Annotated in this window: 17 protein-coding genes; 3 read left to right on the top strand and 14 right to left on the bottom strand. The window is 60.7% G+C overall.

The window, feature by feature from the left end; all coding sequences use genetic code 11:
- Nucleotides 1-20: 20 nt before the first annotated feature.
- The 13 genes from paaY to paaA form a co-directional block, all read right to left on the bottom strand.
- Nucleotides 21-617, bottom strand: a complete 597-nt coding sequence (gene paaY, locus ACWHWP_RS11065; protein WP_063431462.1) for a phenylacetic acid degradation protein PaaY — start codon at nt 615-617, stop codon at nt 21-23.
- 9 nt (nt 618-626) lie between these two features.
- A complete protein-coding gene (gene paaX, locus ACWHWP_RS11060) occupies nt 627-1562 on the bottom strand; it encodes a phenylacetic acid degradation operon negative regulatory protein PaaX (protein ID WP_025757961.1) in 936 nt (311 codons plus the stop codon).
- Nucleotides 1563-1695: 133 nt separating this feature from the next.
- A complete protein-coding gene (gene paaK / locus ACWHWP_RS11055) occupies nt 1696-3012 on the bottom strand; it encodes a phenylacetate--CoA ligase PaaK (RefSeq protein ID WP_047348647.1) in 1317 nt (438 codons plus the stop codon).
- A 27-nt stretch (nt 3013-3039) separates the two neighbouring features.
- Nucleotides 3040-4245: a 3-oxoadipyl-CoA thiolase gene (gene pcaF / locus ACWHWP_RS11050; protein WP_447855568.1), complete on the bottom strand. Its 1206-nt coding sequence runs from the start codon at nt 4243-4245 to the stop codon at nt 3040-3042.
- Nucleotides 4245-4667, bottom strand: a complete 423-nt coding sequence (paaI, locus tag ACWHWP_RS11045; RefSeq protein ID WP_063431466.1) for a hydroxyphenylacetyl-CoA thioesterase PaaI — start codon at nt 4665-4667, stop codon at nt 4245-4247. Before paaI ends, pcaF begins: the two co-directional genes overlap by 1 nt.
- A complete protein-coding gene (gene paaH / locus ACWHWP_RS11040) occupies nt 4657-6081 on the bottom strand; it encodes a 3-hydroxyacyl-CoA dehydrogenase PaaH (protein WP_447855567.1) in 1425 nt (474 codons plus the stop codon). Before paaH ends, paaI begins: the two co-directional genes overlap by 11 nt.
- A gap of 1 nt (nt 6082) precedes the next feature.
- Nucleotides 6083-6871, bottom strand: a complete 789-nt coding sequence (gene paaG, locus ACWHWP_RS11035; RefSeq protein WP_447856661.1) for a 2-(1,2-epoxy-1,2-dihydrophenyl)acetyl-CoA isomerase PaaG — start codon at nt 6869-6871, stop codon at nt 6083-6085.
- On the bottom strand, nt 6871-7638 hold the full coding sequence (gene paaF / locus ACWHWP_RS11030) for a 2,3-dehydroadipyl-CoA hydratase PaaF (protein WP_447855566.1): 768 nt from the start codon (nt 7636-7638) through the stop codon (nt 6871-6873). Before paaF ends, paaG begins: the two co-directional genes overlap by 1 nt.
- Nucleotides 7635-8705 (bottom strand): 1,2-phenylacetyl-CoA epoxidase subunit PaaE, encoded by a 1071-nt coding sequence (gene paaE / locus ACWHWP_RS11025; RefSeq protein WP_447855565.1) that lies wholly within the window; start codon nt 8703-8705, stop codon nt 7635-7637. Before paaE ends, paaF begins: the two co-directional genes overlap by 4 nt.
- Nucleotides 8706-8712: 7 nt before the next feature.
- Nucleotides 8713-9210, bottom strand: coding sequence for a 1,2-phenylacetyl-CoA epoxidase subunit PaaD (paaD, locus tag ACWHWP_RS11020; protein ID WP_059311382.1), 498 nt, complete (start codon nt 9208-9210; stop codon nt 8713-8715).
- An 11-nt stretch (nt 9211-9221) separates the two neighbouring features.
- Nucleotides 9222-9968, bottom strand: a complete 747-nt coding sequence (gene paaC, locus ACWHWP_RS11015; RefSeq protein ID WP_447855564.1) for a 1,2-phenylacetyl-CoA epoxidase subunit PaaC — start codon at nt 9966-9968, stop codon at nt 9222-9224.
- An 8-nt stretch (nt 9969-9976) separates the two neighbouring features.
- On the bottom strand, nt 9977-10264 hold the full coding sequence (gene paaB / locus ACWHWP_RS11010; protein WP_447855563.1) for a 1,2-phenylacetyl-CoA epoxidase subunit PaaB: 288 nt from the start codon (nt 10262-10264) through the stop codon (nt 9977-9979).
- Between the two features lie 12 nt (nt 10265-10276).
- Entirely contained in the window at nt 10277-11206 is a 930-nt protein-coding gene (gene paaA / locus ACWHWP_RS11005; protein WP_047348655.1) for a 1,2-phenylacetyl-CoA epoxidase subunit PaaA, read from the bottom strand.
- Between the two features lie 284 nt (nt 11207-11490).
- Here paaA and paaZ point away from each other — a divergent pair, with 284 nt between their 5' ends.
- From paaZ to ACWHWP_RS10990, 3 genes are all read left to right on the top strand, one after another.
- Nucleotides 11491-13533 carry a phenylacetic acid degradation bifunctional protein PaaZ gene (paaZ, locus tag ACWHWP_RS11000; protein ID WP_252000716.1) on the top strand — a complete coding sequence of 681 codons (2043 nt, stop codon included), beginning with the start codon at nt 11491-11493 and terminating at the stop codon, nt 13531-13533.
- 603 nt (nt 13534-14136) lie between these two features.
- The gene (gene tynA / locus ACWHWP_RS10995; protein ID WP_447855562.1) at nt 14137-16410 is read left to right on the top strand and encodes a primary-amine oxidase; all 2274 of its coding nucleotides are present in this window, start codon (nt 14137-14139) and stop codon (nt 16408-16410) included.
- Nucleotides 16411-16528: 118 nt separating this feature from the next.
- Nucleotides 16529-17635, top strand: coding sequence for a GGDEF domain-containing protein (locus tag ACWHWP_RS10990; protein WP_447855561.1), 1107 nt, complete (start codon nt 16529-16531; stop codon nt 17633-17635).
- Between the two features lie 9 nt (nt 17636-17644).
- Here ACWHWP_RS10990 and ACWHWP_RS10985 read toward each other — a convergent pair whose 3' ends face one another.
- On the bottom strand, nt 17645-18631 hold the full coding sequence (locus tag ACWHWP_RS10985) for a GlxA family transcriptional regulator (protein WP_447855560.1): 987 nt from the start codon (nt 18629-18631) through the stop codon (nt 17645-17647).
- Nucleotides 18632-18687 lie beyond the last annotated feature (56 nt).

Raw genomic sequence — 18687 nt, 5'->3', positions numbered from 1 at the left:
CGCGAAGCGGACCTTCCACCTTACACCGCCGACTTCGGCCGTAAATTCTCGTCAAACGTCAGCCGTTTCCGCTCAGGCTCAACCTCGCGCAGCGGCTCCACCTGATGCATCGTCAGCTTGCAGCGTTCGACCAGCACCTGATACTCCCGCGTGCCCTGCTGTTTCCAGGCCAGCTCCTGCTCGCTCAGCTCGCGGATCGCTTTGGCCGGGCTGCCGATAATTAAATGGTTGGCGGGCATTTCCGCTTTCGCCTTCACGAACGCCGCCGCGCCGACGATGCTGTTTTCACCGATGACCGCGCCGTCCATCACCACCGCGTTCATGCCCACCAGCGCATTGCGGCGGATAATGCAGCCGTGCAGAATGGCGCTGTGGCCGATATGCCCGTCCTCTTCCACCACCGTGTCCTGCTCCGGGAAGCCGTGCATCACGCAGTTATCCTGAATGTTCGCACCGTCTTTCACCACGATACGACCAAAGTCTCCGCGCAGGCTGGCATTCGGGCCGACATACACGCCTTTGCCCAGAATCACGTCGCCAATCAGCACCGCCGTTGGGTGAACATAGCTCTCGTCCGGCACCACCGGCGTCAGGCCGTCAATTTGATAAACAGGCATCTTCACTCCTTATGCGCTCGTAAGACCACCAAAGCGTTGATAGTAGAGCGTGCCGGGCACGGGCAGTTCGCCGACGGAGGTTTCGCCCTTCTCGCTGACAAACGCCAGCGCCCCCGGTGCCACACGCTGATAAATATTGATGCAGAGCTGTCGGGCGCTTTGTCCCGCCCAGTGCGCAGGCAGTAACTCTTCCGGCAGCAGCGGGTCTTTCAACACCACGCGACGATAAAAGTGAATCAGTAACAGCTGGATCTGGAAGCAGCGTTCCGGCGTCAGTTCCTCCGGCGCGGCCTCTTTCAGCAGCGGCAGCAGCGGGCGGAACGAGCTGATAAACGTCTCGTACATCGCGTTTTGCTCGGTCAGCTGCCAGCACTCTTCTACCCGTGAGCGCAGTGCGGCGCGGGAGAGCGCCAGCGGCGAATGGGCTTCAAAGAAAATCACGTTTTCCGCCACGCCGGCATCGTGAAGCAGAGACTGCACGTCCGCCAGATGCTGCGACGGCGAGGCCATCAGGCTCGGCGCCAGCGTGCCAAACCCCTGCCAGATAAGCTGTTTTTTAACGTCGGCAAGGGTGTTTTTATCCAGCCCCTCGGAGAGCAGCAGTAACCATTTGCCATCCCACGCGGGCAGTTCCGCGCGGTAGATCTTGTTTTCCGCGCGACGCGTCAGGCGCAGGCCTTTATCGCTCAGACGGTAAAAGCTGCGCCGCCCGATGCGCGAGACGTCCAGCCAGCCCTCTTTGTTGAGGCGAAACAGCGCGGTACGCACGAAGCGTTCACCAAACCCCATGCCTTCCAGCAGGGCCGCCAGGCTGCCGAGCCAAATCTCACCGCCGCGATGGGAAAGCGCGTCACCGTATAACGAGGAGATAAGCGAAGTCCCGCTGACGGGAACGGAGCTGACCGCGTGCTGGATAAAGGCATCGAGTTTATTCATGTGATTCATTCTGTTGTTATTTTTGTCCTGGATGAATCATAGCATACGAATTTGGGGTGTACCCTCACCCTAACCCTCTCCCAAAGGGAGAGGGAATTTAATACACCCTCTCCCTTTGGGAGAGGGCTGGGGTGAGGTAAATTCAACCGTTGGCTGCCACTTTACGCAAATCAAACACCCGGCAGGCTTTCCCCTCCGAGCGCGGAATGCTGCCGCAGTTGACGATCGTCACGTCGGTGGAAATCCCGACCATCGATTTGATCCGGTGGCGCAGCTGGTGGCACACCTGACAGCGCTGCTCGTGGGTCAGCGTCAGGCTGCTCTCTTTCAGCTCCACCTTCACGGAAAGTGAATCAAGATGGCCGCGGCGGTTCACCTCCAGCTGGTAGTGCGGAGAGAGATGTTCGAACTTCACAATCTCCTCTTCCAGCTGCGACGGGAAGACGTTGACGCCGCGGATGATCAGCATATCGTCACTGCGACCGCTGATGCGGTCCATACGACGCATGCTGCGCGCGGTCGCCGGCAGCAGACGCGTCAGGTCGCGGGTGCGGTAGCGGATCACCGGCAGCGCCTCTTTGGTCAGCGTGGTGAACAGCAGTTCGCCCTGCTGACCGTCATCCAGCGGCGTGCCGTCGTTCGGGTTGACGATCTCCGGGTAGAAGTGGTCTTCCCAGATGGTTGGGCCGTCGACGGTTTCGATACACTCCATCGCCACGCCCGGCCCCATCACTTCGGAAAGGCCATAAATGTCCAGCGCCGTAATGCCCAGGCGTTTTTCAATTTCGCGACGCATGGCCTGCGTCCACGGCTCGGCGCCGAAAACGCCCACGCGCAGGGAACAGCCGCTGGCATCGCCGCCCATCTGGCGCTCAAGCTCTTCAATCAGGTTAAGGCAGTAGGATGGCGTCACCATGATCATGTCCGGCTGGAAATCACGGATCAGCTGGGCCTGTTTCTCCGTCTGGCCGCCGGACATCGGGATCACCGTCGCCCCTAAACGCTCGGCGCCGTAGTGCGCCCCCAGCCCGCCGGTAAATAGGCCATAGCCATACGCCACGTGAATTTTGTCCTTCGCGCTGCCGCCTGCGGCGCGCAGAGAGCGGGCCACCAGGTTGGCCCAGTTGTCGATGTCGTTTTGCGTGTAGCCAACGACGGTCGGTTTGCCAGTGGTGCCGGATGAGGCGTGAATGCGCACCACCTGCTCCATCGGCACGGCAAAGGTATCGAACGGATAGTTATCCCGCAGGTCCTGCTTGGTGGTGCACGGGAATTTACGGATATCCGCCAGCTCTTTGAAATCGTCAGGGTGAACGCCCGCGGCGTCAAACTTGCGTTTGTACATCGGCACGTTGTTATAGGCGTGGTGCAGCGTCCATTTCAGACGCTCGGTTTGCAGCGCCTGTAACTCGTCAAGGGAGGCCGTTTCAATCGGATCAAGCTTTGTTGTATTTGTCATTGTAGGGTACTCACATTGTTTTTATGCTCAAACACGCTCAAGGATCATGGCAATGCCCTGACCCACACCGATGCACATCGTACACAGCGCGTAGCGCCCGCCGCGTCGGTGCAGTTCATTGCTCGCGGCCAGCGCCAGCCTGGCACCGCTCATCCCCAGCGGGTGGCCCAGCGCAATCGCGCCACCGTTCGGGTTGACGTGTGCGGCATCATCCGGCAACCCCAGCTGACGCAGCACGCCCAGCGCCTGCGCGGCGAACGCTTCGTTAAGCTCAATCACGTCCATATCGTTAATACTGAGCCCGGCGCGCTCCAGCACCTTACGCGTGGCGGGTACCGGGCCGAGCCCCATCAGACGTGGCTCCACGCCTGCCGTTGCCATCGCCACGATCCGCGTGCGCGGGATTAACCCCTGTGCCAGTGCCATCTGCTCGCTGGCGACGATCAGCGCCGCGGCGCCGTCGTTAACGCCGGAGGCATTTCCCGCCGTGACCACCCCGTTCTTGCGGAACGGCGTTTTTAGCCCGGCGAGCTGCTCGAGCGTGGTGTCCGCGCGCGGATGTTCATCCATGCTGAACTCTGTGACCGCGCCCTTTTTACCCGGCACCTGCACCGGCACGATCTCCTGCGCCAGAATGCCGTTCTGCTGCGCCCGAGCGGTACGCTGCTGGCTGCGCAGCGCGAACGCGTCCTGATCGGCACGACTAATATTTAACAATTCAGCTACATTCTCTGCCGTTTCCGGCATAGTGTCAGTTCCGAATTGCTGATGCATGAGCGGATTCACAAATCGCCAGCCGATGGTGGTATCAAAGATTTCCGCCTGACGCTGAAACGCGGCGGTGGCTTTGCCCATCACAAACGGCGCGCGGGACATCGACTCCACGCCGCCCGCGATCAGCAGGTCGCCGTCGCCTGCCTTAATGGCGCGTGCGGCAAAACCAATCGCGTCCAGCCCCGACCCGCACAGGCGGTTAATGGTGGTCCCGGAGACCGTCTGAGGCAGACCGGCCAGCAGCGACGACATACGCGCCACGTTGCGGTTATCTTCCCCCGCCTGGTTGGCGCAGCCGTAAATCACGTCGTCAACCCGCTCGAGGTCGAGTTGCGGATAGCGGGCCAGCAGCGCGCGCAGCGGCACGGCGCCGAGATCGTCGGTTCTGACCGCAGAAAGCGCGCCGCCGTAGCGCCCCACCGGCGTTCGAACGCCATCACAAATAAATGCGTCACGCATCAGGCCTCTCCTGTCACGCTGCCGCCGATGCGGTGAGATTTCCCGCGAAAAAGGGCGACGGTTTTCTGTTGTTGGTTTTGGATCTCAATGTCGTACACGCCGGTCAGCTTGCCCTGATGCATCACCCGCGCGGTGGCGGTGAGCGTGTCCCCGGCAAAGCCCGGACGCAGAAAATCAATCGAGCAGCCTGAGGCCACCGCCGCCAGCCCCTGGCTGTTGCAGGCGTAGGCAAAGGCGGTATCTGCCAGGGAAAACAGCTGCCCACCGTGGCAGGTTTTATGGCCGTTAAGCATCTGCGGGGTGATGGTCATGGTCACCACCGCGTAGCCGTCGTCCATGTCGACGATGTCCATCCCCAGCGCCTGCGCGCAGGCGTCCCGTTCGTACATGACGCGGGCGTTATGCCAGGCGTTATGACTCATAGCTACTCTCCAGAAGCGCGCGCTGGCGCAGCAGTGAACAGGGGCGATAGCGTTCTTCGCCGTAATGGCGCTGCAGGTTCTCCAGCAGGGTCAGCAGGCGCTGCCAGCCCAGACGCTCGCCCCAGCCAATCGGGCCGCTCGGGTAGTTCACGCCGAGGCGCATGGCGGTATCAATATCCTTCTCGCTGGCGACCCCTTTTTGCAGGGCATCCAGCGCTTCGTTGGCAATCATCGCCACCGTGCGCCAGATCAGCAGGCCGGGATAATCGGCAATTTGCACCACCCGTTTTCCCTGCTGCTGCAGGTAACGGATGACTTTTTGCGTCGCGGTATGGGGGTTGCTGGCCGCCGCCGCAATGACCGCCACGTCGCCCTCCATGCGGTCAACCACCACCACCGGGCCGTTAAGACGCAGCGCCAGCGCCTGCGCGGTTTCACCCTGCGTTTCAACCAGAAACACGTCATCAACTTCGGTGACACCGTCACGTCTTTTTTCCACGCGCATCGGGCTGTAGCTGTCATTCACCGCCTTGACCCACTGCACGTCGGGTTTGCCACTCTGCCAGTCGTAAACGCCCTTCCCGCTCTTTTTGCCCAGCCGTCCCGCGAGCACCAGCTCCTGCTGCACCAGCGAGGGCAGAAAACGACGCTCCTGCCAGAAGGCGTTAAATACCGAGCAGGTCACCGCAAAGTTAACGTCCTGACCAATCATGTCGGTCAACTCCAGCGGCCCCATCGGGAAGCCGCCGCCTTCGCGCAGGGCGGCGTCAATGACTTCAGGCGCAGCCACCTGCTCTTCCAGCGCGCGCCAGGCTTCGGAATAGAACGGACGCGCAACGCGGTTAACGATGAACCCCGGCGTGGACTGGCAGCGAACGGGCTGTTTCCCCCAGTTCAGCGCCAGCTCGCACAGCGCGTCGGCCACTTCCGGTGAGGTTGCCAGCCCGCTCACCACTTCCACCAGCTTCATCACCGGCGCCGGGTTAAAGAAGTGCAGCCCCGCAACGCGCTCCGGGTGGTGCACGTCCGCCGCAATCGCGGTAATGGAAATGGAAGAGGTATTGCTGGTCAGCACCGTCTGCGGCGGGCAGATCTCAGCCAGCTGCGCGAACAGCGCCTTTTTGACGTCCAGCCGCTCGGCGGCCGCTTCAATCACCAGATCGGCCGCAGCAAGCGCGTTGATATCCGCGGCCGGAAGCAGCCTGGCAAGGATCTGGCTGCCGGCATCGGCGGAAAGTTTTCCCCGCGTCACCCGGGAGGCCAGGCGCTGGCGGATCCCGTCGATGGCGCGCGAAATCGCATCGCTGGAGATGTCGTAGAGCAGAACCTGATGGCCGTGGCTGGCCGCCACTTCGGCAATGCCGGCGCCCATCGTGCCGCTGCCAATCACGGCGACAGTGCGTATGTTCAGCATCTTATTTCCCCGTAAAGTTCGGCGCGCGCTTCGCCAGGAAGGCGCTGACGCCCTCGCGGTAGTCGTCGCTGCGCCCGGCCATGCGCTGATAGTCGCGCTCGAGATCGAGCTGAGCGTCCAGGGTGTTGGTTTCTGCGGCATTAATGGCCTGCTTGATCAGCCCCAGCCCGAAGGTCGGCTGAGAGGCAAAATGCAGCGCCATCTGCTGCGCAGTAGCGGAGAGCTGGTCGTCATCCACCACCTGCCAGATCATCCCCCACGCCTGCGCCTGTTCGGCGCTAAGCTTGTCGCCGAGCAGCGCCAGCCCCATGGCGCGTGCGCGTCCGGCCACGCGCGGCAGCAGCCAGGTGCCGCCGCAGTCCGGGACTAAGCCGAGCTTGCTGAAGGCCATCACAAAGTTGGCGGAGCGCGCGGCAATCACCATGTCGCAGCCGAGCGCCAGCGTAGCCCCCGCACCCGCCGCCACGCCGTTGACCGCGCAGATGACCGGTTTCGGCAGTTTTGCCAGGCGGCGAACCAGCGGGTTGTAAAAGGTCTCAACGGACATGCCCAGATCCGGTGCCGGGCCGTTGGGGTCGACGTTGCGGTCGTTCAGATCCTGACCGGCACAGAAGCCGCGCCCGGCGCCGGTGATCAGCAGGCAGCGAACGGTGTCATCCCGCTCGGCCTGCTTCAGGCAGTCGGCAAGCTGCTGATGCATCACGTCATTGAAGCTGTTCAGACGCTCCGGGCGGTTCAGGGTGATCGTCATTACGCCCTGTTCTACTTGACTGAGAATAAATTCCACAATTAGCGTCCTTTAAAGTCGGGAGTGCGTTTTTGTAAGAAGGCATCGATGCCTTCCCGGCGGTCTTCGGTGGCAGAAAGCAGCGTAAAAAGCTGGCGTTCCTGCGCCAGCCCGGCCTGGAGCGGCACCTCCTGAGACTGGCGCAGGGCCTGTTTCGCCGCCTGCAGCGCCAGCGGCGAATGGCGGGCCATCCGTGCCGCCTGCTTCAGGGCATACTCCAGCGTCAGCGCTGCCGGGAAAACGTCGCTAACCAGCCCGGCGCTCAGCGCCTGCTCTGCACAGATACTCTCGCCGGTCAGCACCATTTTGCTGGCAAGCGATTTCCCGACGCAGCGAATAAGACGCTGGGTACCGCCCGCGCCGGGCATAATGCCGAGCGTGATTTCCGGCAGGCCGAAACGGGCGTTGTCGCCAGCGATAACCACGTCGCACAGCAGCGCCAGCTCGCAGCCCGCGCCCAGCGCGAAGCCGTTCACGGCGGCGATCATCGGTTTAGGAAACGCGTTGATTCGCGCCCACAGCTGCGGACGGATATCGTTCAGGGTGGCAGGCAGATCTTTCTCTGCCATTTCACTGAGATCGGCCCCGGCGGCAAAGCAGCGCTCGCTGCCGTAAATCACGCAGACGGCGACGTCAGCATCCGCTGCGGCGGACTCAAGCTGCTCGGCAAGCTGCGTCAGCAGCGCGTTGTTGAGGGCATTGCGCGCCGCCGGACGGTTCAGCGTCAGCTGCAGCACGCGCCCATGACGGGTAACGGTCAGTTCTCTCATGCCATCCCCTTCGCGTCAAAATCCACGATCACGTCAGCGGTTAACGGCAGCGACTGGCAGCTCAGCACGTATCCAGCGGCCAGCTCGTCCGGCTCCAGGCTGTAGTTGGTCGCCATGTCCACCTTCCCGCGCAGCACTTTGCATTTACAGGTGGCGCATACGCCGCCCTTGCAGGCATACGGCAGATCCGCGCCCTGGCGCAGGGCGGCATCAAGGATGCTTTCGTCGTCCGCCGTCAGGGTGATTTCCCGGTCGCGTCCGTCCTGACGCACGGTCACTTTCTGGCCTTCCGCCTGCACGCTAACCGCGCGCTTAGCGGCGTTTCCGGGCGTATTAAAGCGCTCGAGATGAATGGACGTTTCCGGCATCCCCAGCGCCTTCAGCGCGGCTTCCGCGTCGTCCATCATCGCTGAGGGGCCGCAGATAAAGGCTTCGTCGTACTGGCGGAAGTTGATCAGGGTTTTTGCCAGCGCCTGCAGCTTTTCGCCGTCGATGCGGCCGTAAAGCAGGTCGCTGTCCAGCCGCTCCTGGCTGAAGATGGAGACCAGCTGCAGCCGCTGCGGGTATTTGTCCTTCAGGTCCGCCAGCGCCTGGCGGAACATCATGCTCTGGCTGCTGCGGTTGCCGTAGATCAGGGTGAGATGGCTGTTCGGTTCGGTCGCAAGCGTGGCGGAGATTATCGCCAGCATCGGGGTGATCCCGGAGCCTGCCGCAATCGCCAGATAGTGACCTTCTCGTTCAGCCCGCGGCTGGTAGCCAAACAGCCCCTGAGGGACCATCACCTCAAGCGCCATGCCCGCTTTGATCTCATCCCGGGCATAGCGGGAAAAGCGCCCGCCTTCGATGGCTTTGACCGCCACGCTGATCTCGCCCGGGGCGGTACTCCGGCAGATGGAGTAGCAGCGGCGCAGCTCGTCCCCGTCAAGCTTCGTTTTTAACGTCAGGTGCTGGCCGGGGCGGAAACGGTAGGCGTCCTGCAGCGCCTGCGGCACCGCGAACGTGATGGTCACCGCATCGCGAGTTTCCGGTTCCACTTTTGCCACTGTTAATGAATGAAACGTTGTCATGGCAGCCTCAAATACATTTGAAATAGTCGAAGGGCTCACGGCATGTATTGCAGCGGTAGAGCGCTTTGCAGGCCGTCGAACCAAATTCACTGATAAGCGAGGTGTCGGTGCTGGCGCAGCGCGGGCAGCTCACCTCGGCCGGCGCGTGCGCGTGACAGCTATGACCCACGGGCGGGCTGATGCCGTACGCCCGCAGGCGCTCACGCGCGTCGGGGGTCATCCAGTCGGTGGTCCAGGCGGGTTCAAGCTGGAGCACAATGTGCACCGGGGTAAAGCCGTGCGCGGTCATCGCGTCGCGGATCGCCCCCAGCAGGTGTTCCGTTGCCGGACAGCCCGAGTAGGTGGGCGTGAAGCCGATAACCCAGCCTTCACCCTGCGCCTTCACGCTGCGCACCATGCCTAAATCGGTGATGGTTAATACCGGCACTTCCGGGTCCGGGATCTGGCTTAACAGCGACCAGATCTCAGGAATTTGTGCTGGCGCAATGTCGACGAGGCGTTGCATAGCGTTCTCCTTTACCACTGCTGACCGGGATACGCGCGCTGGAGATACTGCATTTCTGCCAGCATCGGGCCCAGATGTTCGGTATGCAGCCCCTGTTTGCCCCCGGTGCGGTACGCCGCCTCTTCGGGCACCTGCAGGCAGGCTTCATTCAGACCGGCAAAGACTTCGCTTTCCCACGGCTGGCGCAGGAGGCGCGGGTCAACCGCCACGCCGGCGTCAATCAATTCCAGCTCAACGTCATCCGCCTCAAACAGCTCCGCCGTAAAACGCCACAGGCTGTCGATGGCCTGCTGCATTTTCTGCGCGGAGGTTTTGGTGCCATCGCCCAGGCGCACCAGCCAGCCCCGGCTAAAGCGCAGGTGGTAGCGCGCCTCTTTAATCGCTTTGGCGGCGATGGCGGCAAGCTGGCTGTCGCGGCTTTGGGTCAGCCGTTCGTACAGCGCCACGTTCCAGGCATCCATCAGGTACTGGCGGGCAATCGTGTCGGCGAAGCTGCCGTTCGGCTGCTCCACCAGCAGGACATTGCAGAACTGGCGCTCGTCGCGACCAAACGCCAGGGTGTCTTCATCTCCCTGGCCTTCAAGATCTGCGGCATAGGTCAGGAAATTGCGCGCCTGACCCAGCAGATCGAGACCGATATTGGCGAGCGCAAGGTCGATTTCCAGCTCCGGCGCGTGGCCGCACCAGGCGCCCAGACGCTGGGAGAGCACCAGACCGTTGTCGCCCAGACGCAGGGCATAGGCAGTCACTAAACTCATTCTTTGCCTCACATGTGCTCGATGCCGTCGAGGATGGTGTAAAACGTCGGGTGGCGGTAAACCTTGCTTTCCGCCGGGTCGAAGAACTCGCCGCTCTCTTCGGGCTGAGAGGCGACAATCTCGCTCGCCTTAACCACCCAGATAGAGCACCCTTCGCTACGCCGGGTGTAGGCATCGCGCGCATTTTCCAGCGCCATGCGGTCGTCGGCGGCATGCAGGCTGCCCACGTGACGGTGGGATAACCCTTGTTTGCTGCGTACGAACACTTCGTACAGCGGCCAGTAGACATTGCTCATGGTTATTTCCTCTTATGCGGCCTGACGGGCGCGCTGTTTTTCGGCGTGCGCCAGCGCGGCTTCCCGCACCCACGCGCCCTCTTCCCAGGCTTTACGCTTGGCGGCCAGGCGTTCGTGGTTGCAGATGCCGCGCCCGCTAATGACCTCTTCAAACTCCTGCCAGTCGATCTCGCCGAAGCGGTAGTGGCCGCTCTCGTCATCAAAGCGCAGGTCGGGATCGGGCACCGTCATGCCCAGCATCTCCACCTGCGGCACCGTGTTGTCGACAAAGCGCTGGCGCAGCTCGTCATTACCGAAGCGCTTGATTTTCCACGCCAGGCTGCGGGCGCTGTTCGGCGAGTTGTCGTCGTTTGGCCCGAACATCATCAGCGCCGGCCACCAGAAGCGGTTTATGGCGTCCTGCAGCATCTGGCGCTGGGCCTCGCTCCCCTGCGCCAGCGCCATGCAGGCTTCAAAGCCCTGACGCTGGTGGAAGCTCTCTTCTTTACAGATTTTCACCATCGCCCGGGCATACGGACCGTATGAGGTGCGGCACAGCGCCACCTGGTTGACGATGGCGGCACCGTCTACCAGCCAGCCGATCACGCCGATGTCGGCCCAGCTCAGGGTTGGATAGTTAAAAATGGAGGAGTATTTCATCCTGCCGTCGAGCATCTTCTGGTAGATGTCTTCCCGCGCACAGCCCAGCGTTTCCGCCGCGCTGTAGAGGTAGAGCCCGTGTCCGGCTTCGTCCTGCACTTTCGCCAGCAGGATCGCTTTTCGGCGCAGCGTCGGCGCGCGGGCGATCCAGTTCCCTTCGGGCAGCATGCCGACAATTTCGGAGTGCGCATGCTGGCCAATCTGGCGGATCAACGTCTTACGGTAGGCGTCAGGCATCCAGTCCTGAGGCTCAATCGCCGTCTCCTGCGCTATGCGCTGCTCAAACCGTTGTTCTTGCGTCACGTCATCACCTTTATGATTCGTTAGTTTGCAAATTAAAGCGTAATGCTGAATCACTTTGTTTTTTAAAAGTTACACAAAGGTTAAATACAACCCCAAGAATTGTTTCCTTGTTTTGTGATACCGCTCGCAAGGCTTTTGCTTTAGGCCTTGCAGGCAGCGCCTTTTAGCGAGGAGATTCAGCACGCCGGATCACAATGTTAACAATTCATTAAAACTCAGCTTGATTTTTATGATTCACGATCAAACTATTAATAGTGAAATCACGTAACATTTGGAGATAAGCGATGCAGCAGTTAGCCAGCTTCGTGTCCGGTACCTGGCAGTCTGGCCGGGGCCGCGAACGCACTATTCATCACGCCATCAGTGGCGAAGCGCTGTGGAGCGTGACCAGCGAAGGGCTGGACATGGCGGCCGCCCGCCGGTATGCGATTGAGCGCGGCGGTGAAGCGCTTCACGAGATGACCTTTATCGAGCGCGCTGCCATGCTGAAGGCGGTGGCAAAGCACCTGCTTGGCGAGAAAGAGACGTTTTATGCCCTGTCCGCCCAGACCGGAGCGACGAAAGCTGACAGCTGGGTCGATATTGAAGGCGGCATCGGCACCCTCTTCACTTACGCAAGCCTGGGTAGCCGCGAGCTGCCGGACGACACGCTGTGGCCGGAAGATGAGTTAATCCCGCTGTCGAAAGAAGGCGGCTTTGCGGCGCGGCACGTTCTGACCTCGAAGTCCGGCGTGGCGGTGCACATCAACGCCTTTAACTTCCCCTGCTGGGGCATGCTGGAAAAACTGGCGCCGACCTGGCTTGCGGGGATGCCCGCTATTATCAAACCCGCTACCGCTACCGCACAGGTAACGCAGGCGATGGTGAAATCCATCGTGGACAGCGGGCTGGTGCCGGACGGCGCCATCAGCCTGATCTGCGGCGGCGCGGGGGATCTGCTCGACCAGCTCGACAGCCAGGACGTGGTGACCTTTACCGGCTCCGCCAGCACCGGGCAAAGCCTGCGCGTACACCCGAATATTGTGGCGAATTCGATTCCGTTCACCATGGAGGCGGACTCCCTGAACTGCTGCGTGCTGGGTGAAGACGTCACCCCGGAACAGCCGGAGTTTGCCCTGTTCATCCGGGAAGTGGTGCGCGAGATGACCGCCAAGGCCGGGCAGAAATGTACCGCTATCCGCCGCATTATCGTCCCGCAAAGCCAGGTTGACGCCGTGAGCCAGGCGCTGATTGCGCGTCTGGAAAAGGTGGTGGTTGGCGACCCTGCGCAGGAGGGGGTGAAGATGGGTGCGCTGGTCAATGCCGAACAGCGCGCGGACGTGCAGGAGAAAGTGGAGCAACTTATCGCCGCAGGCTGCCAGATCCGCCTGGGCGGCAAAGCCGATATGCAGGCCGCTGGCGCGTTCTTCCCGCCAACCCTGCTGTTCTGCCCGCAGCCGGATGAAACCCCTGCCGTTCACGCGACGGAGGCTTTCGGCCCGGTTGCGACCCTGATGCCGTATCGCAATGCACAGCACGCGATGCAGCTTGCCCGCGCGGGCGGCGGCAGCCTGGCGGGAACGCTGGTCACCGCCGATTCGGCGATTGCCCGTCATTTTATTGCCGGTGCGGCGCGCGCCCACGGGCGTATTCAGATCCTTAACGAAGAATCGTCAAAAGAGTCCACCGGCCACGGTTCCCCGCTGCCGCAGCTGGTCCACGGCGGCCCGGGCCGCGCGGGCGGCGGCGAAGAGCTGGGCGGCCTGCGCGCGGTGAAGCACTACCTGCAGCGCACCGCGATCCAGGGCAGCCCGACGATGCTGGCCGCCATTGGCAAACAGTGGGTGCGGGGCGCAACGGTGCAGGAGGATCGCGTGCATCCGTTCCGCAAATACTTTGAGGAGCTGCAGCCGGGCGACAGCCTGCTGACGCCGCGCCGTACCCTGACGGAAGCGGACATCGTGAACTTTGCCTGCCTGAGCGGCGACCACTTCTACGCCCATATGGACAAGATCGGTGCGGCGGAGTCAATTTTTGGCGAGCGCGTGGTGCACGGCTACTTCCTGATTTCCGCCGCGGCGGGACTGTTTGTCGACGCGGGCGTCGGGCCGGTGATTGCCAACTACGGCATGGAAAACCTGCGCTTTATCGAGCCGGTTAAGCCGGGCGACACCATTCAGGTGCGTCTGACCTGCAAGCGTAAAACGTTGAAGAAACAGCGCACCGCGGAGGAAAAACCAACCGGTGTGGTGGAATGGGCGGTTGAGATCTTCAACCAGCACCAGCAGGCCGTGGCGCTCTACTCCATTCTGACGCTGGTGGCACGCCAGCGGGGTGATTTCAGCTAAGTTTCCCCCTCACCCTGACCCTCTCCCCAATGGGAGAGGAATCCCGGTAATTTTTTAACCGAAAGCGATATATGTTGCTTCAGGAAAATTAACGGCTTACAGCGATGCCCTGGTCCGGCTGTAAATCGCCGAGGCGTTTCCGTAAGGCCGGGGCGAGGCGCAGGGATGCGCCGAGAGGGCGGGCTTTACAGGGATGTTGCCTCCGCCCGTCCCCGACAAGCCGGAAGGAATAAGCCGAAGGCACCGCGAAGCGGCGATTTACCGCCGGGAGCCCGGGTCGCCAGGGTGGTGGCGATTGAGCCACCCTGGCACGTTCACAGACCATGCCGTTACAAAGTAGCAAGGAACATAAAGTGAACGGAATGACCACCAGAGCCGTATGTACCCCCTCACCCCAGCCCTCTCCCTCAAGGGAGAGGGGGTCGTCTGTGCTGACATCATTTGTGGGAAGAGGAAATGGCCTGGCATGTGATGTATCCCCGCTCTTTTTTTAACCTGGCAAGACCAACAAATAACCTGGCAGATGCAGGCAAACGCTTTTCTCATGGGCCTGTCAGGATAAGGCTGTCACAACACAATAAACACAACAAGATGAGGTCTACGATGGGAAGCAATTCTTCTTTTTCTGCCCGTAGAACGGCGCTGGCCATGGCCGTTGCGCTGTGTTGCGCCTGGCAATCCCCTGTTTTCGCCCACGGCAGCGAGGCGCATATGGTCCCGATGGACAAAACGCTGCAGGACTTCGGCGCGGACGTTCAGTGGGATGATTACGCACAGATGTTCACCATTGCGAAAGACGGTGCCTTTGTGAAGGTCAAACCGGGCGCGAAAACCGCCATCGTCAACGGCAAAACCCTCAAGCTTGAGGTGCCGGTGGTCATGAAAGGCAACAAGGCCTTTATCTCTGACAGCTTCATCAACGATGTTTTCCAGTCAGGTCTTGACCAGACATTCCAGGTCGAAAAAAGCCCCCACCCGTTAAACGCGCTAACGGCGGACGAAATTAAGCAGGCCGTTGAAATTGTTAAAGCCTCAGCGGATTTTAAGCCGAATACCCGCTTCACCCAGATTGCCCTTGCCGAGCCAGAGAAAGCCAAAGTGTGGGACTTTGTGCTTAACGGTACGCCTGTGGATTCCCCCCGCCAGGCGAAGATCGTGATGCTCGATGGAAAGCACGTTATCGAAAGCGTGGTGGATCTGAAGGATAAAAAAATCCTGCGCTGGGAACCGGTGAAAGACGCGCACGGCATGGTCCTGCTGGATGATTTCACCGCGGTGCAGCAGATTATCAACGAGAGCACAGAGTTTGCCGAGGTGCTTAAAAAGCACGGCATCACCGACCCGAAAAAAGTGATAACCACGCCGCTGACCGTCGGCTATTTTGACGGTAAAGACGGCCTGAAGCAGGAAGATCGCCTGCTGAAGGTGGTGAGCTACCTCGACGTTGGCGACGGAAACTACTGGGCGCACCCGATAGAGAACCTGGTCGCCGTGGTGGATCTTGAGCAGAAGAAAATCCAGAAAATTGAAGAAGGCGCCGTTGTTCCGGTGCCCATGACTCCGCGCCCCTATGATGGCCGCGACCGCGTAGATACGCCGAAAAAGCCGCTCGACATCACCGAACCGGAAGGCAAGAACTACACCATTACCGGCGACCGGATCCACTGGCAGAACTGGGATTTCCACCTGAGCCTGGACTCCCGCGTCGGCCCGATGATTTCGACCGTGACCTATAACGACAACGGCAAAAAGCGCCAGATTATGTATCAGGGCTCCTTAGGCGGGATGATCGTCCCTTACGGCGACCCGGACGTAGGCTGGTACTTTAAAGCCTATCTTGATTCCGGCGACTACGGCATGGGCACCCTGACCTCCCCGCTGGTGCGCGGGAAAGACGTGCCGTCTAACGCCGTGATGCTCAATGAAACCATCCCGGATTACACCGGCGCGCCGATGGAGATCCCGCGCGCGATCGCCATTTTCGAACGCTACGCCGGGCCGGAGTACAAGCATCAGGAGATGGGCCAGCCTAACGTCAGCACCGAGCGCCGCGAGCTGGTGGTGCGCTGGGTGAGTACCGTTGGCAACTACGATTACATCTTCGACTGGGTGTTCCATGAAAACGGCACCATCGGCATTGACGCCGGCGCGACGGGTATCGAAGCGGTGAAAGGCGTGCAGGCGAAAACCATGCACGATGCCACCGCCAAAGACGACACTAAATACGGTACGCTGATCGACCACAACATCGTCGGCACTACGCACCAGCACATCTACAACTTCCGCCTGGATATGGACGTGGACGGCATCAACAACAAGCTGGTGGCCATGGACCCGGAAGTGAAGCCGAATACCGCCGGCGGGCCGCGCACCAGCACCATGCAGATCAATCAGTACGATATTGATACCGAGCAGCAGGCGGCGCAGAAATTTGACCCGGGCACTATTCGCCTGCTGAGCAACACCCGCAAAGAGAACCGCATGGGCAACCCGGTCTCGTACCAGATAATCCCGTACGCGGGCGGTACGCACCCGGTAGCGACCGGCGCGAAATTTGCCCCGGACGAGTGGATCTACCATCGCCTGAGCTTTATGGACAAACAGCTGTGGGTGACCCGCTACCACCCGGATGAACTCTACCCGGAAGGTAAGTTCCCTAACCGCTCAATCCACGACACGGGCCTGGGGCAGTACAGCAAGGATAACGAGTCGCTGAACGACCAGGATGACGTGGTCTGGATGACCACCGGCACCACCCACGTGGCGCGCGCGGAGGAGTGGCCGATCATGCCGACGGAATGGGTGCATACCCTGCTTAAACCGTGGAACTTCTTCGACGAGACGCCAACGCTCGGGAAGAAAAAAGACGATAAATAACCACCTACCGGGCAATTGCCCGGTTTTTTTTGCCTCTGCAATTGAGGTTCGTCCAGGCTTGCTTATAGTTACTGATATCTCACCTGCATGATTTATCCCCCGGACGGGAAAAGACTTTATGGAAAAAAGAAAAAAAACGACACTTGAACGGGCAACCTGGCCGACGCGCCATGCCATGGTCATGCATGGACTGGCGATGAACCTGCCGTGGCTGGCTTTCGTCAACGTTAGCTTCGCCGTGATGATCCTGCTGCGACATATCCTGCTTAAGGCCGGCGATCCCCTTTATCCGACCACACCGCATCTGACGAAAATGGTCGATGCCTCAATGCTCGGGATTATTATCCTCTCTGCCGCGCTGGTCCTGATGGCCTGGCGGCGCATTGTCGGCATCAGCGCGGTGCTGTTTATCTGTAGCGCCATCTGGTCGGTAGCCTGCTTCTGGTTTATAACCCAGCTGCTGCTGCCTCACGTCTGGCCGCTGTGCGTCATTTTATTGCTCGCCGGGTTAACGGCGCTCTACTTTTACCCTGAGGGGCTAGCCGCCTTTGTGTTCCCGCTCTGGATCACCCTGCCGGTCGCAAGCTGGAGGCTCAACGACGGTCTGAACCTTCACTTCGTCGCCATCTGGAGCGTCTTTACCCTGATCCTCATCTGCGGACGTTTCATCCTGTTAAGCTGGTTTGACGAAGCCTGGCGGCGCAACCAGCAAAATCAGCTGCTGATCTCCAGGCTGGACGCGCTGGCGCATCAGGACCCGTTAACCAAAACCGCCAATCGCCGGAAAATGGAAGTGGTGCTGGAAAACGCCGTTGAGCAGAAAAAAGCCTTCTCTGTGATCATGCTGGATATCGACTATTTCAAGCGCTACAACGATACCTACGGGCATCAGGCGGGTGACGAATGTCTGACGCGCGTGGCGCGGGTGCTGAAGCAGTCGGTGCGTACACCTGAGGATGTGGTCTCTCGCTACGGCGGGGAAGAGTTTCTGGTGATTCTGTTTAATTGTCCTGAAGCCATCGCGGAAAAGGTTGCCCTGCGTATTCAGGACGGCCTGCGCGCGGAGTCTATACCGCACGGCGCCTCAACCGTCAGCGACCACGTCACCGTGAGCATGGGCATTGCGAGCATGGCGGAGGGGTTAGCCGGGACCGAGATCATCGCACGCGCCGACGCGGCGCTGTACCGGGCGAAAGAGGCCGGGCGGGATCGGGTATGCCGCTGAGACCGGCGGCTATTCCGTATGCCGCTCGGCGATCCACTTGCGGTATTGCCCGGGCGACATTCCCGTCACGCCGGTAAATGCGCGTCTGAATGCCGTGTCGTCAGCGTAACCGCAAGCCTCAGCAATCTGCCCTATCACGTTCCCCGGCTGCTCCAGGAGCCGCATCGCCTTTTCAATTCGCATGCGCGTCAAAAAGTTTTTGGGGCTTTCATTCATCTCTTCCGCCATTTTTCGGTGCAGGGTGCGGGTGGTCATATTCAGCACCCGCGCAAGCTGCTCCACGGTAATCGCCGGATTTTCATACCGGACGATGTGTTCCGCTTTCATAATCATCGGGTGTACTGAGTTTAAAAAACCAGCCGGCGCGTAAACCTGCTGAGACATCGGCTGGCTGTCAGCCACGGCCATATCGGCCGTCAGGCGCGCCAGCTTCTGCCCCGCGTGCAGACGAATGATGTGCAGCGCCAGATCAACCCACGAGAGCGGACCTCCGGAGGTGATAATCCGCGCGTCCTGCACCAGCGCCTTACCCCACACCGGTTTGCTGAGCGGATAACGCTGGCGAAAAGTGTGGTAAAGCCACCAGGTCGTGGTGCATGTCCGACCATTTAGCACCCCCGCCTCGGCGAGAACCAGCCCGCCGGCACAGGCTCCCGCCAGCATCGCGCCTTGACTATGCAGGCCCCGCAGCCATTCTCCCGCCTCGTGGACCGCCGCTGGCGAGACCGGGCGCTTTTGCTCGTCAAGCTTCATCCCGCTGACAATCACGAGATCGAAGTTTCCCCCGGTGGTAAAACTCCCGTCGGCGTCAATCAGCCGGCCCTGTGCGTCCGGAACCGGCGTCCCCTCCGCCGTGATGATGGCCGCTTCAAAAGCAGAAATGCCCTCGCCGTCCGGCTGCTGGGCAATCACCTCATTGGCCAGCCAGAACATATCGCAGAGCCCAGCCACGGCTGACTTCATGCTGCCGGGTAACGCTAAAATGCCAATTTTCATGATTCAGGCCTGAGCAGAATGTCTGATTTCGTATGTTAACCGTCATTTCGGACACT

Source organism: Enterobacter sp. WI-ESBL-E8, from assembly GCF_053364895.1.
This window is presented reverse-complemented; position numbering and strand designations above follow the sequence as displayed.